General features: G+C 43.7%; 15 protein-coding genes. 10 read left to right on the plus strand and 5 right to left on the minus strand.

What is annotated here, in order from left to right; all coding sequences use genetic code 11:
• Window positions 1-120 precede the first annotated feature (120 nt).
• From AC1DV1_RS01455 to AC1DV1_RS01465, 3 genes are all read left to right on the plus strand, one after another.
• Window positions 121-1,047: a hypothetical protein gene (locus tag AC1DV1_RS01455; RefSeq protein WP_477354121.1), complete on the plus strand. Its 927-nt coding sequence runs from the start codon at window positions 121-123 to the stop codon at window positions 1,045-1,047.
• A 186-nt stretch (window positions 1,048-1,233) separates the two neighbouring features.
• The gene (locus tag AC1DV1_RS01460) at window positions 1,234-1,662 is read left to right on the plus strand and encodes a GIY-YIG nuclease family protein (RefSeq protein WP_477354124.1); all 429 of its coding nucleotides are present in this window, start codon (window positions 1,234-1,236) and stop codon (window positions 1,660-1,662) included.
• Window positions 1,663-1,824: 162 nt separating this feature from the next.
• Entirely contained in the window at window positions 1,825-3,792 is a 1,968-nt protein-coding gene (locus AC1DV1_RS01465) for a gliding motility-associated C-terminal domain-containing protein (protein ID WP_477354127.1), read from the plus strand.
• Between the two features lie 129 nt (window positions 3,793-3,921).
• Here AC1DV1_RS01465 and AC1DV1_RS01470 read toward each other — a convergent pair whose 3' ends face one another.
• Entirely contained in the window at window positions 3,922-4,443 is a 522-nt protein-coding gene (locus AC1DV1_RS01470; protein ID WP_477354130.1) for an NADPH-dependent FMN reductase, read from the minus strand.
• Between the two features lie 312 nt (window positions 4,444-4,755).
• Here AC1DV1_RS01470 and AC1DV1_RS01475 point away from each other — a divergent pair, with 312 nt between their 5' ends.
• From AC1DV1_RS01475 to lepB, 5 genes are all read left to right on the plus strand, one after another.
• Window positions 4,756-5,559 (plus strand): ParA family protein, encoded by an 804-nt coding sequence (locus tag AC1DV1_RS01475; RefSeq protein WP_090641197.1) that lies wholly within the window; start codon window positions 4,756-4,758, stop codon window positions 5,557-5,559.
• A gap of 4 nt (window positions 5,560-5,563) precedes the next feature.
• Entirely contained in the window at window positions 5,564-6,487 is a 924-nt protein-coding gene (locus AC1DV1_RS01480) for a ParB/RepB/Spo0J family partition protein (RefSeq protein WP_477354133.1), read from the plus strand.
• A gap of 332 nt (window positions 6,488-6,819) precedes the next feature.
• Window positions 6,820-7,500 (plus strand): DUF5683 domain-containing protein, encoded by a 681-nt coding sequence (locus AC1DV1_RS01485; RefSeq protein WP_147053341.1) that lies wholly within the window; start codon window positions 6,820-6,822, stop codon window positions 7,498-7,500.
• Between the two features lie 46 nt (window positions 7,501-7,546).
• Window positions 7,547-8,296, plus strand: coding sequence for a 4-hydroxy-tetrahydrodipicolinate reductase (gene dapB, locus AC1DV1_RS01490; RefSeq protein ID WP_477354136.1), 750 nt, complete (start codon window positions 7,547-7,549; stop codon window positions 8,294-8,296).
• A 15-nt stretch (window positions 8,297-8,311) separates the two neighbouring features.
• Entirely contained in the window at window positions 8,312-9,769 is a 1,458-nt protein-coding gene (gene lepB / locus AC1DV1_RS01495) for a signal peptidase I (protein WP_477354139.1), read from the plus strand.
• A 219-nt stretch (window positions 9,770-9,988) separates the two neighbouring features.
• Here lepB and AC1DV1_RS01500 read toward each other — a convergent pair whose 3' ends face one another.
• The 4 genes from AC1DV1_RS01500 to AC1DV1_RS01515 all read right to left on the minus strand — a co-directional run bounded on the left by AC1DV1_RS01500 (window position 9,989) and on the right by AC1DV1_RS01515 (window position 13,168).
• Entirely contained in the window at window positions 9,989-10,537 is a 549-nt protein-coding gene (locus AC1DV1_RS01500) for an RBBP9/YdeN family alpha/beta hydrolase (protein ID WP_477354142.1), read from the minus strand.
• A gap of 88 nt (window positions 10,538-10,625) precedes the next feature.
• Window positions 10,626-11,141, minus strand: a complete 516-nt coding sequence (locus AC1DV1_RS01505) for an SRPBCC family protein (protein ID WP_477354145.1) — start codon at window positions 11,139-11,141, stop codon at window positions 10,626-10,628.
• Between the two features lie 124 nt (window positions 11,142-11,265).
• Window positions 11,266-12,702: an asparagine--tRNA ligase gene (asnS, locus tag AC1DV1_RS01510; protein WP_477354148.1), complete on the minus strand. Its 1,437-nt coding sequence runs from the start codon at window positions 12,700-12,702 to the stop codon at window positions 11,266-11,268.
• A gap of 52 nt (window positions 12,703-12,754) precedes the next feature.
• Entirely contained in the window at window positions 12,755-13,168 is a 414-nt protein-coding gene (locus tag AC1DV1_RS01515) for a hypothetical protein (protein WP_477354151.1), read from the minus strand.
• A gap of 253 nt (window positions 13,169-13,421) precedes the next feature.
• Between AC1DV1_RS01515 and AC1DV1_RS01520 the strand changes: the two genes are divergently transcribed.
• Both AC1DV1_RS01520 and AC1DV1_RS01525 read left to right on the plus strand, forming a co-directional pair.
• Window positions 13,422-14,282: a DMT family transporter gene (locus AC1DV1_RS01520; RefSeq protein WP_477354154.1), complete on the plus strand. Its 861-nt coding sequence runs from the start codon at window positions 13,422-13,424 to the stop codon at window positions 14,280-14,282.
• A 30-nt stretch (window positions 14,283-14,312) separates the two neighbouring features.
• Window positions 14,313-14,798 (plus strand): hypothetical protein, encoded by a 486-nt coding sequence (locus AC1DV1_RS01525; protein WP_477354157.1) that lies wholly within the window; start codon window positions 14,313-14,315, stop codon window positions 14,796-14,798.
• The last annotated feature ends 18 nt before the right edge of the window (window positions 14,799-14,816 follow it).

Here is a 14,816-nt window from a genome sequence, read left to right on the forward strand (position 1 = left end):
CCAGCTCGCCCTGAATAGTTACGAGATTGCCACGCTATCGCTCGCAATGACATGGTTAGTGATATTATAATAGGCATCACGATGAAACAACCACCTTCCGCAAAAGGTTAGTAGTAAGAAATGAAGAAATTATTATTATTTGTAGCGTTTACTATTTTCAGCAGTTTTGCTTTTGCCCAGCAAATACAACGTTTTAACCCCGATACCATCCGCACCATTGTTATCGATTCTGCAGTAGATATCCGTTCGCATAAACTACGGGCGCAGGATTTTATTGACGCGGTGATGGCCGATACCAGTTTTTACCGGGCTTTTCAGCATATGAAAAAATATGCCTTTACTGCCGAAAACCGCATTTACACCTACGATAAAAAAAACAAGGTTGATGGCAAGATTTACCGTAAGCTTAAGCATAGTAATATAGCCGGTCAGCATAAAATTGAGTATATAACCAGGCAGGATAGCGGTACCGTTTACAAAAAAAACGGCAAATACAATTTGTACACCGTTGAAATGTTTGATTACATTTTCATGAACGCCTACAACTCCGATTTTGTAGAGGGCGATGGCTTACCGGGCGAAAAAGGTAAAAACGAGAGTTATAAAGCAAAGCTTAAAACACTGGTGTTTACGCCGGGCCGCCGGGTTACCGGCATACCGTTCATCGGCGATAAAACCGAGATATTCAGCAGGGATATGCAGCAGTTTTACTACTATGAATTTGCCCGCGGCAAATACCTGGATACCATTCCTGTTTACCGCTTTAAGGTAAGGTGCAAGCCCAGCACATCTGATGGCGACACCATGATTAAGGAAATGACCACCATTTTTGACGAACGCACGTTCGAGATACTTGGCCGCTACATCGACCTTAAATTCAGTAATATGTTCGTCGATTTTAATGTGCAGATGAACATCGAACTCAACAACTTTAACGGGCAGCTACTGCCCATTAAAATAACCTACCAGGGCAACTGGGATATTCCTTTCCACAAACAGGAGCGCGCAAGCTTCTTGATTGTGCACAAGGATTATAAGAGGGAGTAGGGGCTATCTGACAGCCGGAAGCCGGGCCCGGAAAAAAATATGTCATTGCGAGCGCAGCGCGGCAATCGCGAACTATATAGGTCGGATGACATTTGTGGAACAAAAAGCGCCTGTATGCACGAATAATCGCTAACATCTAAGTTCCTTTTTCCCTATTTTGCATTGTGCACAACAGTGCCTTATCACATGAAAATACACCAATACTATGTTTGTATCTTAACAAATAAATTAAACACGGTTTTATATGTTGGCGTTACCAATGATATGGTTAGCCTTGTGTACCACCATAAGCAAAAGTTATTTAAAAGCTTTTCGGCTACGTATAATTGTAATAAACTGGTGTATTATGAAGAATTTCAGTGGATACGGGACGCTATAACAAGAGAAAAGCAATTGAAAGCCGGATCGAGGCAAAAAAAGATCGATTTAATTGTTGAAAATAATCTGCCGGGGGATGATTTGAGTAATGGGTGGTACGACGATGCGTCATGCCGATTTCGGAAAAAAAATATGTCGGGGCATGCTGGTGATGTACAGTTCGCGATTGCCGCGCTGTGCCGCAATGACATAATTAGCAATGTCATTATCCCTTTTCAGACGGGATATTCTTGCTGATTCTCCTTACGGTTAATTTTTTTAATAATCAATTATTTAGATAACCATCTGCTTTGTAAGTATTTCAATATAATGCTTGATGGTGTGTTATTTATACACATCGCGTCAATAAAAAGATATATTTTTGATGGATAACTTTTTAAGTTAAACCAATTGAAGCGCTTGCGTACCCTTAAATTACTTTTGCTGTTTATTGCCATTCTTGATTTTACACTGGCGCGTGGCCAGTCGGTAAATTGTACAGGCAGTTTGGGCGATCCGGTAATTACCGAAACCTTTGGATCGGGGTCAAATCCGGGGAATGCGCTTCCGGACGGAATCAGCAACATGTCGTTTAGCAGCTACTGCCCCAACGATGGCTCGTACACCATTGTAAATGCCACCAATATATATGGCGGGGTTACCGGTAATTGCCACCCGGAGGCCTGGCAAACTGTAACTCATGACCACACCGGTGATGCTAACGGCTATATGATGATGATTAATGCATCCTACACGCCAAGTATATTTTTTACTAAGACCACGCCTGCCGTGTTATGCGAAAATACTACATACGAATTTTCGGCCTATATCCTGAACCTGATTAAGGCGGGCTCATCAGCCATCCGGCCAAATATTAAATTTACTATCGAAACTACCGCTGGCATGGTATTGGATTCATTGGTTACCGGTGATATTTTGGAATCAACCAGCGGCGACGACTGGATACGTAAGAGCTTCTTTTTTACAACCCCGCCAAATACCAGCCAGGTGGTTTTAAAAATGACCAATGAGGCCCCCGGCGGCAACGGCAACGACCTGTTGCTCGATGATATCAATTTCAGGGCATGTGGCCCAATAGTGCAAACAGGTTTTACCACTGTCGATGCTAACCAGCCGCAAAATCAATGTGTGGGCGAAAGCAAAACTTATACACTTAAATCGAAGATCGGGGCCGGATACTCTAATCCTAAAATGCAGTGGCAGGTAAACAAAAACGACGGGAACGGCTGGCTCGATATTGTCGGGCAAACAGCAGATGCCTATACTTTTACACAGGGCGGAAGTGCAGCCAGTATGTATCAATACAGGCTTGCCGCAGCCGGAGGCTCAAACATAAACTCGCCTACATGCAGGGTGTTTTCGGAGCCGCTGAGTGTTAACGTAAACGCTTATCCTGTTGTGCCAGATGTATCACCTGTTCAGGAATGTGAGGGTAAAACAGTAACGTTAAATGTATTTGGAGGGGCAACTGTTGATTGGACGGGGCCTGGCATTACCGCCGCTAATAAAAATCAAAACCCACTGATACTTACAAATATAAAGCCTGCCGATGCAGGCACTTATAGCTTTATAGTAACATCGGCTGCCGGCTGCTCTACCTCAAAATCGACAACCATCACCGTTATCCCTAAGGCGGTTATTACCTTAAATACTCCAACAGTTACCATTTGTAAGGGCGCATCTACTAATTTAAGTGCGAGTGCCCTGGGTGCCATCAGCTACAAATGGACGCCTGGCAAAGGTTTATCTGATAGTACTATTGCTAATCCCGTAGCTTCGCCTGCAGACACTACAATATACAAGGTAATAGTCACCAACAATATTGGCTGTACCGATACCGCTGCTTTAACTGTTAATGTGTTGCCGCGGCCGGTTGCAATTACGCAAACCAAACAAAGCATGTTCCAGGACAGGCCAATTACCCTGGTAGCGTCGGCACAAAGCGCCGATGTTTTCAACTGGACACCCACCACCGGCCTTAGCGATGCCAATGTGTTAAACCCGGTTGCCAACCCGACCGATGATATAAAATATACATTGCATGTAAAATCGACCTATAATTGTGGCGAAGATACCAGCAGCGTTTTTGTAAAAGTTTATCATAAAGTGGTTGTGCCTAACGCTTTTTCGCCCAATGCCGATGGCGTAAATGATACCTGGGAAATTGAAGGCCTTTTTACCTACCCTGAAAGCGTAACAACGGTGTTTAACCGTTACGGACAGCAGATATTTAAAAGCATTGGCTACGCCAAACCCTGGAAGGGCACCTATAACGGCGCCAAATTACCACCCGGCACCTATTACTACATCATCGACCTTAAAACGGGCCAGCCTAAACTTACGGGATGGGTGTTGATTGTTTTATGATTTTTATATGATTTCACCGATTATTGGATGATTACATAGATTTGATTGCTGATTTAACCAAATGGATTGTTTACGATGTCATTCAGCCACATGAAAAATCGGTGAAATCAACCGCAATCGGTGAAATCATTAAAATAATATGAACTTATCTATCTGCTCATTGGTGAACTTTATCGTATCAGCGTTTAATAGCTGGCCGGTTTCATCAAACTCCTTGTTGATGCCTGATATATGGAGTTTAAGGGCCATCACATTAAGGTGTACATAGTGGCAAACACCGGTAAAATGATCAATACCCCTGATGTTGCCATATTTGCCCGATGATATGCCAACCAGCGCTGCTTTTTTATCATAAAAGCTCGCCGGAAAATCGCAGGCGTCAATAAAAACTTTTAGTACCCCGGGGTAGCTGCCATTGTACTCGGGTATCACAAATATAAACTTATGGGTTTGGGTAATTATTTTTTGAATTTCGGCAAATTCCGGGCTTCGCTTGCCGTAAAGGTCGGTTTCAATAAGGCTGGACGGCAATTGCGCCAATGATAGTACACCCGCTTCAACTCCTTTTTCCTGCAGTTTTTGCTGATAATATTTGGCCATTTTTAAGGTAGAACTGCCGGGGCGGTTAGTTGATGCGATGATAGTTATCATTTATAATTATTGAATTATTGATTTATTGAATTATCGAATTGCAATTCTTTCAGCATCTAAATTGCTGATATGTAAAGTATTAAATATAAAAGAGAAATAGCGTCATCTTGCTCATTCATCAATCAATAATTCAATAAATCGATAATTCGATAATTGCTAATTATGTTTGTAAATTGACTAAACCTGTGGATTTCGTAATTGTTTAATTCCGTATCTTTATCACCGGATAAAAACATTACGAAAGTAGAAATTTCTGACCCTACTTTACGTTTATATAAATCATTGTAACATCAAAATTTTTTATACTATAGAATGAGTAAAATTATTGCTTTAGCCAACCAGAAAGGTGGCGTAGGAAAAACTACATCATCTATAAATCTGGCTGCAAGTTTGGCTGTATTAGATTTTAAAACATTATTGGTTGATGCCGATCCGCAGGCAAACTCTACTTCGGGTATTGGTTTTGATCCCCGCAACATAAAAAACAGTATTTACGAGTGCATTATTAACCAGGTTGACCCGCACGAGGCTATTCAGAAAACGGAGACCCCTAATCTTGACCTGCTGCCCGCTCATATTGACTTGGTAGGTGCCGAGATTGAAATGATTAACCTGAGTGGCCGCGAATACAAAATGAAACAGGTATTTGAAGCCGTACGCGACGAATACGATTTTATTATTATTGATTGTTCGCCTTCGTTAGGTTTAATAACTATCAACGCTTTAACCGCCGCCGATTCGGTAATTATACCGGTACAGTGCGAGTACTTTGCATTGGAGGGTTTAGGTAAATTGTTAAACACCATCAAAATTGTACAATCGCGCCTTAACCCGCAGCTGGAAATTGAAGGTATTTTGTTAACCATGTACGATGTGCGCCTGCGCCTGAGTAACCAGGTGGTTGATGAGGTAAAAACGCATTTTGAGGATATGGTTTTTGATACCATTATACAGCGTAACACCCGCTTAAGCGAAGCGCCAAGCTTTGGTGTATCTGTTATTATGCACGATGCTACCTGTAAAGGCGCCATTAATTATTTGAACCTGGCCCGCGAAATTATCCAGAAAAATGGCCTTGTAAAAGCCGAAGCAACAACGGTAACAGCAACAGTATAAGTAAATGAGTAGTGAAAGAAGAAATGCCCTGGGCAAAGGATTAAGTGCGCTGTTGAATGACTCGGTAAACGTACAACCATACCAAAACAAAAGCACCAAAAAGGAAGAGGCATCAACTTCGGCCGCCGAGGTGAGCAGCCTTGGCTCGGTTAATGAAATCAGGCTTGATGAGATAGAAGTAAACCCTTTTCAGCCCCGTACTGACTTTGACGAGCTTGCTTTAAATGAACTGGCCGACTCCATCAAGCTGCAGGGCCTTATACAGCCTATTACCGTTAGGCGTATTAACGCGCATAAATACCAGCTGATATCCGGCGAACGCCGTTTCCGCGCATCAAAACTGGCTGGGCTTACCCAGTTGCCTGCTTATGTGCGTACTGCCAACGACCAGCAAATGCTGGAAATGGCCCTCATTGAAAACATCCAGCGCGAAAACCTGAATGCTATTGAAGTAGCCTTAAGCTTTCAGCGGATGATTGAGGAATGCAACCTGAAACAGGAAGAACTGGGCGACAGGGTGAGCAAAAACCGGTCGACGGTTACTAACTACCTGCGTTTATTAAAATTGCCGCCAAGCATCCAGGCATCCATCCGCGATGGTGCGCTTACTATGGGCCATGCCAAGGCACTCATCTCTATTGATGACCCTGCCAAGCAATTATATTTGCACCAGCATATTATTCAGCAAGGCTTATCGGTTCGTAAGGTTGAAGAATTAGTTAGGGAAATGCAGAAGGCTCCCGTAAAAAAGGAGGGCAAGCAACCCGAGCCTGTTTCATACCAATTGCAAAAAATACAAGACGATTTAGCTTCCAAATTCAGCTCGCGGGTAACGCTTAAGTTAGGCGCCAAGGGCAACGGGGTTATCGAAATTCCCTTCCTGTCAGAAGATGACCTTGGCCGTATCCTTGAGATGCTGGATTGGTAGGTAATGAGAATCAAGAGTTAAGAATCAGGAATCAAGATAGAAAAGCAAATGAATTGATCTTTTTGTGATTCGAATAAAATGTAATTAAAATACCAAAAATAAAAAGCCGGCCGCTGATAAAAACTTATCAGTGGCCGGCTTTTTTATATAATAGTTAATGTGTGCATAATAATTAGTGGCTAAACCTGTTAATGATTTGTTTAATAAGGTGTTTTTGTAACGGCGGGATATAGCTTCTTAATCCGGCTATAAAAATTACCTTTGTAATCAACTAAAAGCGGGCCTCTTATCAAGTTTTAAAAGCCTACGTTTATTTAAATTTTATCAGCTGCATGTATAAATATTTGTTAATTATTGGTTTTGTTATGCTATTTGCTTTTGCGGCCAACGCGCAGCAACAACATGCAGATACCACATCGGTAGCCAAAAAAGATACTTTTAAAAAGGCATCGGGTACGGCGCCGGGCTCTTTTGCGCCACCTATAAAAAAAGAGAAGGAATACCACCCAGATAGCACCCACAGCCCACACAAGGCGGTAATGCACTCGCTGATGATACCCGGCTGGGGGCAGTTGTACAATCACCGCTGGTGGAAAGTGCCTATTATTTATACAGGTATAGGCCTTTTGGCATCGGCAGTAATATTTAACCAGCATTACTACAACGAGTTTAATATACTTGCCCATTATTATAAAAGCGGGGTAGCACCGGTAAAAGGCGATGCCTATTACGATGAGTATATAGCCTATACCAATAATAAAGTTCCGGCCCAGAATATATATGATGCGCTTGACAGTTACCGCCGCAACCGCGATTTAAGTATCCTGGGTATTTTAGGCGCATGGGGTATTCAAACCATTGATGCCTATATTGATGCCAAATTTATTCACTCGTACACGGTTGATAACAACTTTGCTTTTAAGGTTAGTCCGGGAATGATTAACCAGCCGGTTTACGCGCAAACTGCTTTTGGTAGCTATATTCCGGCTGTAAAAGTTACCTTTACGTTTTAACAGCACATTTATAACTTAGCTGTTAATCTCAACACATACATTAAAAATGAAAATAGCGTTACTCGGCTACGGAAAAATGGGCAAAATGATTGAAAAAATTGCTCTTAGCCGCAATCATGAAATTGTTTTAACCATCGATCAGGATAACCTGCATGAACTAACTGCCGAAAACCTGCAAAAGGCCGATGCGGTTATTGAGTTTAGCATGCCCGCAACAGTGTTGGGCAATATTCAACATTGCTTTAACGCCGGCGTACCTATAGTAGTTGGCACCACCGGCTGGTATGATAAGCTTGATGAGGTAAAACAACAATGCGAGGAAAGTAACGCTTCACTAATGTATGCCACCAACTTTAGCGTAGGTGTTAACATATTTTTCCATATTAACCGGATGCTGGCTAAAGTGATGAACAACTACCCATACTATGATGTACAAGTAGAAGAGATTCACCACATGCAAAAGCTGGATGCCCCAAGTGGCACCGCCATAACCATTGCCGAAGGGATCATCGATAATCTTGACTCCAAAAAAGACTGGCTGAATGTGCTGACAACCGACGACGGGGCAGATGATCAAAACCCGCTGCCAGATCAGCTATTAATAGAATCCTTGCGGATTGACAGCGTACCCGGCACCCACACCGTTATCTACGATTCGGAAGTGGACACCATCGAATTTAAACATACTGCTCATAACCGCAGCGGCTTTGCCCTTGGCGCTGTTTTAGCTGCCGAGTGGATACAGGGTAAAAAAGGCTTTTACACGGTTGACGCCATGTTCGATTTTAAAAGCTAACCCCCTGTTTTATCAATGGATATAGCGGGTTACTTAGGCGTTTATTTACTGTTGGCCCCTGTATTGTTATTGATGCAAGTTGGGCTTTGGAAGCTGTTTCAAAAAGCCGGCCGCCATGGCTGGGAGTCCTTGATTCCGGTTTACGCTACCTATGTAATGCTGAAAATAAGCGGCAGGCCCGTGTGGTTGCTACTGTTGTTATTGATACCGGGTATTGGTGTTATTGTAGCTATTGGTATCACCATTGATTTTGTAAAAAGCTTTGGCAAAACAAAAATGCGCCAGATAGCCGGTGCGGTACTTTTGCCATTCATTTTTTTGCCCAAATGGGGTTTTGATAGAAATACCCGGTACCTGGGCCAATCGGCCAGCTATGAGTTTCGCGAAGAATATCACCACCTGTTACATAAATCCTCAGCCCGCGAATGGGCCGAGACTGTCTTTTTTGCTGTAGTTGCCGTTACGCTTATCCGTTTGCTGCTTATCGAAGCTTATACCATTCCATCTTCATCCATGGAAAGCTCGCTTATGGTGGGCGATTACCTGTTTGTGAGTAAGCTTAACTACGGTGCCCGGTTGCCTATGACACCTGTTTCATTTCCGTTTACACATAATACCATGCCCGGTATGGGTATCAAATCATATTGGGAGGGCATCAAGTTGCCTTACTTCAGGTTGCCGGGTTTTGGCGATATCAAAAGTGGCGATGTGGTGGTTTTTAACTTCCCGATGGAGTCCGATTCGCCATGGTACCGCCCGGTTGACAAGCGCGAGCATTTCATTAAACGCTGCGAGGCAATACCCGGCGATAATGTGCGGCTAATAAGCGGCCAGGTGTATATTAACGGTCGGCCTATACCGCCGCCGCCCAATGCCGAAATGGAATATGCCGTGAATACCGATAGTAACACATTTAACTTTAATCCCGAACTGATTTATAAACTTCACATATCCGATATACAACCATTTACCCGTACCAACTATTTGATGAACATGACGCGGCCATCGTCGCTTGCGGTAAAAAAAGTCGCGGGTGTTAAATACATCAGGCCCAACATCCAGTTTGGCGGTGTTTATGATCCCGAAGTATTCCCGCATAGCCCGGGCCACCGGTGGAACGTAGATAACCTTGGCCCTTTCACCGTACCCAAACGTGACCTCACCATAAAATTAGACACACTTAATCTCCCCATTTACCGCCGCGCCATCGAAGTTTATGAAAATAACAAACTGCAGGTAAACGGCGGCAGCATTAGCATCAACGGCCGCCAAACCAATTCCTATACCTTTAAAATGGACTACTACTGGATGATGGGCGATAACCGCCACAACTCCATCGACTCCCGCTTCTGGGGTTTTGTGCCCGAAGATCATATTGTAGGCAAAGCTATTTTTGTGTGGATGAGCTGGGACGCCAATGCCCCTTTTGCGGATAAAATACGCTGGGATAAAGTGATGCGGATAATCAGGTAGAGGTTGTAGATGTGCAGATTTCAAATGACAGATGTGCAGATGAAAACCCCATGTGATTTGGCGTTGTAAAATCCGGGGACTCTGAATGAGGAAGAGGGTTCAGAATAAGAACAATGTCATCATATCACCACTATCCTGATCGCCTTCTACCGCGGGCACGACTTTGATACCGCTTACCTTTGGCCTTTTACCTTTTACCTTTTACCTTTCGCCTTTCGCCTATAGTTCGTCCAATTCCCGCAGAAGCTCCAGGCCTGCCTCCCATGTTCCTAATCCCGATGAAGCGTTAATATGGCTGGCATCACCTATGCTTACCAGTTTGCTGCCCCAGGCATCGGCAAATAGTTGGGCGCGTTGGGGTGTTACGTAAAAATCATTGGTGCTCATTACCGTGGTACTTTTAAACGGCAGCTTTATTAGCGGCACAGGCGCAAAGCCGGTTGTTCCGGTTGGGTAGCTTTCGGCTTCGGTATCGCTGGGGGCAACCAGCAGGGCAGCTTTAATGGCTACATTATATTCCATTGCCCAATAGGCAATGGTGGCGCAGGCCAGGCTATGGCCTACCAATATCACATCTTTAGCATCATATTTGTCTACATAGGCCTGCAGGGTGGTTATCCAGTCGGCACAAACGGGTGTTTCCCAGTCCTGCTGTTCAACGCGGGTAAAACCAAATTGTTTTTCCCAAAGCGATTGCCAATGCTGCGGCCCCGAATTACCCAGGCCCGGGATGATGAGGATAGTTGATTTGAACATGATTTTTCGCATAGTGTTTATTTTTAAGGGTGCTCAAGAGGGCTGCGCCGTTTAAGGATTTTACAGGATTAACAGGATTTTTGAACACGATTGAAAGATTTTACAGGGTTAACAGGATTTTTTTCGAAAGTTTAATGTCGCGTCCAACTCCCCCTTCAGGGGGCCGGGGGGCTTCCGCCGCTTTTTTTATTTCCTGGTTGCGTTGTTGCAGCAAGCGGGTCATATAGCGTTCCAAAAACAGGAAGTTAGCTATAATTCCTAAAAATCCCAAGGGAGTGTCAAACATAAAAATATCCTTCATCAGGGTTTGGTTATTGATGGGATAAAAATAATGTTCGTGACGGAAGGCTTTAAATGCGCCCTTAACCATTTCGTCGGTAAAATAATTGGGATATTCCATTTCGGTAACCCTGGAGGTTAGGGTCTGCCAGATGCCGAAATGCTTTGCCCGCCAGGTAACGGTTTCACCCAGCTCAATCAGTCCGCTGGTTCGCCCGGCTACAGCAGTCTCGCCGCTTTGCCGCATCGAATCTACATGCATATCAATGCTCCTGGCCAAATCGAAACACCGGGCAACAGGGGCATTAATGTGGGTGGCTAATTCAATAATCGGCATGATTTTCAGGATTATACAGGATTAACAGGATTTTTGAAGATCGGTAAGATTAATTACAGGATTTTTTTGACAATATGAAAATCAAAAAAAATCCTGTTAATCCTGCAAAATCCTTAAATCCTGTCTAAAACTCCGCATTCTTCGGGAACCTTGGGAAAGGGATCACATCGCGGATGTTGCCCATGCCGGTAACAAACAGCACCAGGCGCTCAAAGCCTAAGCCAAAACCGGCATGCGGGCACGAGCCAAAGCGGCGGGTATCCAGGTACCACCAAAGCTCGTCCTTGGGGATGCCCATTTCGTCCATGCGTTTTTCTAACAGATCCAAACGCTCTTCACGTTGCGAACCGCCCACAATTTCGCCTATGCCCGGGAAAAGGATATCCATAGCGGCTACCGTTTTACCGTCGTCATTCTGGCGCATGTAAAACGATTTGATCTCTTTAGGGTAATCGGTCAGGATCACCGGTTTTTTAAAGTGTTTCTCAACCAGGTAGCGTTCGTGCTCGCTTTGCAGGTCGGTACCCCAGCCTTCAACGATATATTGGAATTTCTTCTTTTTATTCGGTGTCGATTCCTTTAGGATCTCGATAGCCTCGGTGTAAGTAAGGCGTTCAAAATCGTTATCTAAGCAAAAGTTCAGCTTCTCTAATAAAGTCATGTCCGATCGCTCGTTCTGTGGTTTTTGCTTTTCTTCTTCGGCCAGGCGTTGGGTTAAAAATTCAATATCATCGGGACATTTATCCAGCGCGTATTTGATCACGTATTTCAGCATGTCCTCGGCAAGGTCCATGTTGTCGCGCAGGTCGTTAAAGGCAACTTCAGGCTCAATCATCCAAAACTCGGCCAGGTGGCGGGTAGTGTTCGAGTTTTCGGCACGGAATGTTGGTCCGAAGGTATAAATATCGCTCAGGGCCATAGCACCCAGCTCGCCTTCCAGCTGGCCGGATACGGTAAGGTTGGTTGATTTACCAAAAAAATCCTGCTTGTAATCTACCTCGCCGGTATCTGTTTTAGGGATGTTGTTTAAATCGAAGTTGGTTACGTGGAAAGCTTCGCCCGCGCCTTCGGCATCCGATTGGGTGATAACCGGGGTATGCAGGTAAATAAAACCACGCTCCTGAAAAAATTGGTGCACCGCGAATGCCAGGCTGTTACGCAGGCGGAATATCGAACCAAAGGTGCTGGTACGGAAACGCAGGTGGGCGTTTTCCCTCAAAAACTCCAGGCTGTGTTTTTTGGGCTGGATAGGATATTTTTCGGGATCGCTGTCGCCTAAAATTTCGATATCCTGTGCTATAACTTCAACTGTTTGACCTTTGCCTAATGAAGCGATGAGTTTGCCCGATACGCTTAGCGCCGCGCCAACTGTTATACGTTTTAGCAAAGCAGGATCGGTGTTTTCAAAATCAACAACAATCTGGATGTTATTATTAGTTGAGCCATCATTCAAAGCAATAAAACGATTTGACCGGAAGGCACGAACCCATCCTTTAACTGTTACATCAATATCCGTTTGCTGGCTTTGCAGCAATGCTTTGATCTTTGTGCGCTGACTCATAATGTGTAATTATGTATAAAATTGTGTATTTTTTTGAGCCGCAAAAATACAATTATTTATGTAATGTAACTTTGAATTTGCCATCTAAAAAACTTATACTATCGGCCTTAGCGCCCGGCTGGCTATCATATGTTTTGATGAATTTCAGGTCGAAAAAACCTTGTATGATCATATCTGCCTGGTTAACCGATATAACGCTCACCGAGTTTAGATGGGTAGGGCTAAGGGCATACTTTTGGGTAATGGCGCCGTTTTTTTTGAGCATGTAATATCCCTGGTGATTTTTTAACGGATAGTAGCCGACGCCGCCTATGCTCAGTTTAATTGCAAAAGTTTCCTCTTCGCCGGCCTGGGTTTGGGTGCCGGCTATGGTTGTTGTATCGCCCAGTATGCTGGAGGCAGCAGGTTGTATTTCCCATTTGGCACCGTCTTTATCGGCAATAATAAAATCGGGTGTTACCGGCACTACGCAACATGATTTTTTGGCGCATGAGCCCAAGAGCAATAATGTAACGAAAAAAAATGAAAGCAGGCATTTTTTCATAACGGTGAAACAGCGGCGGGTTGGCAATAAAGGTTGTACTAAAGGTATACAAATTAAGGGACATGCATTAGGGTATTTAATTTGTGCACAAAGTTGCCCTATGATATATTCGATGGTTAAAGCGCCGGGATGAGGAGCTATTTGCTTAAGTTTGCCGCTCAATTAATTCGTTATCATGAACCCTAAAGTGAGCCTGGTTATTGGCATTTTATGCATCTCGTTTTCGCCAATATTTGTGAAGCTTGCGGGGGTATCGCCAATTGGCTGCGCATTTTATCGGGTGTTTTTTGCCTGGCTTTGTTTGCTGCCCTATTGCATTATCAAAAGCAAGCTCCGGGTTAAAAAAAAGCAATTGGTAATTGCTATCATAGCGGGTGTAATTTTTGCCGCCGATGTAGTCGTTTGGAATTTATCACTGTTAAAAATAAGCGCCACCGTATCAACGCTGATTGCCAACCTGGCGCCTGTTTGGGTTGGGCTGTTCAGTTTCCTGTTATTTAAAAAAAGTTCGGGCAAGTTGTTTTGGATAGGTACGGTAGTGGCCATAGCAGGCATGGTGGTGCTGGTAGGATATCAGCATATTTTACACCTGGAGCTTAACGCGGGTATTTTGCTTGCCGTACTGGCCAGCCTGTTTTACGCTACGTACATCATGACATCAAAAAACATCATGGGCGGCATTGATGTTTTTACCTTTATGTTTTACAGCATGATGGGGGCAAGCGTGTTCCTGCTGGTTGTTAATAATTTTATGGGCACAAGCATTTTGTATTTCCCGGTAAAAGTTTGGCTTTGCTTTTTGGGGATGGGGGTAATTTGCCAGCTTGTCGGCTGGCTTACCATTAATTATTCTTTACGCTACCTCGAATCGACCAAGGTATCTATCGCCTTGCTGAGCCAAACTGTTTTTGCCGCCATACTGGCCGCTATTTTACTGAACGAAAAACTGGAGCTGAACGAGATCATCGGCAGCGTAATTGTGCTGGCTGGTATTGCGGTAACATTTTTAAAGCGCAGGCAAGTAACCATGGTTTAGGTTAAGGATATAATTTATTATCTTCAATTAATGAATTTTCTCCCTTTCGAAAACCTTGTCATTTTAACTCCGCATCAGCCGGCCGAGGTTGAAGCGATATTGCAAAAGGCTGTAATGCCCTCCCGCTTTAATTATCAAAACTGGGTATTTTACAACAAAAGGGAACCATTATTCATTGGTGATGTATTTGACCTTCAATTCAGGTTTGAGCCGCCACATAGCCCCCGAGCGACCATGGTGCCCATAGCCAAAGGAGGTATTGCGCCGCATTTGCAGGGAAGTAAAATAAGTTTGAAGATTTTTCCGTCAATGATCATCTTCATGGTGATTGGCGTGCTTTTTTGCTGGGAAATGGCTTTTATATTTATTTCAAGGACAATTAAAGATAATTTTAGTTATTGGTTGCCTTTCGTAGCCCCAATTTTGGCTTACCTGCTACTTATCGTTTTCTATAAATATGAAGCAAGCAGTGTTAAATCATCGCTGCTTAAATTGTTAGATGGTAAGTTTGCTTAGCGTTGGCGTTTGAATTTT

The sequence above is a fragment of the Mucilaginibacter sp. P4_D1 genome, assembly GCF_056401935.1.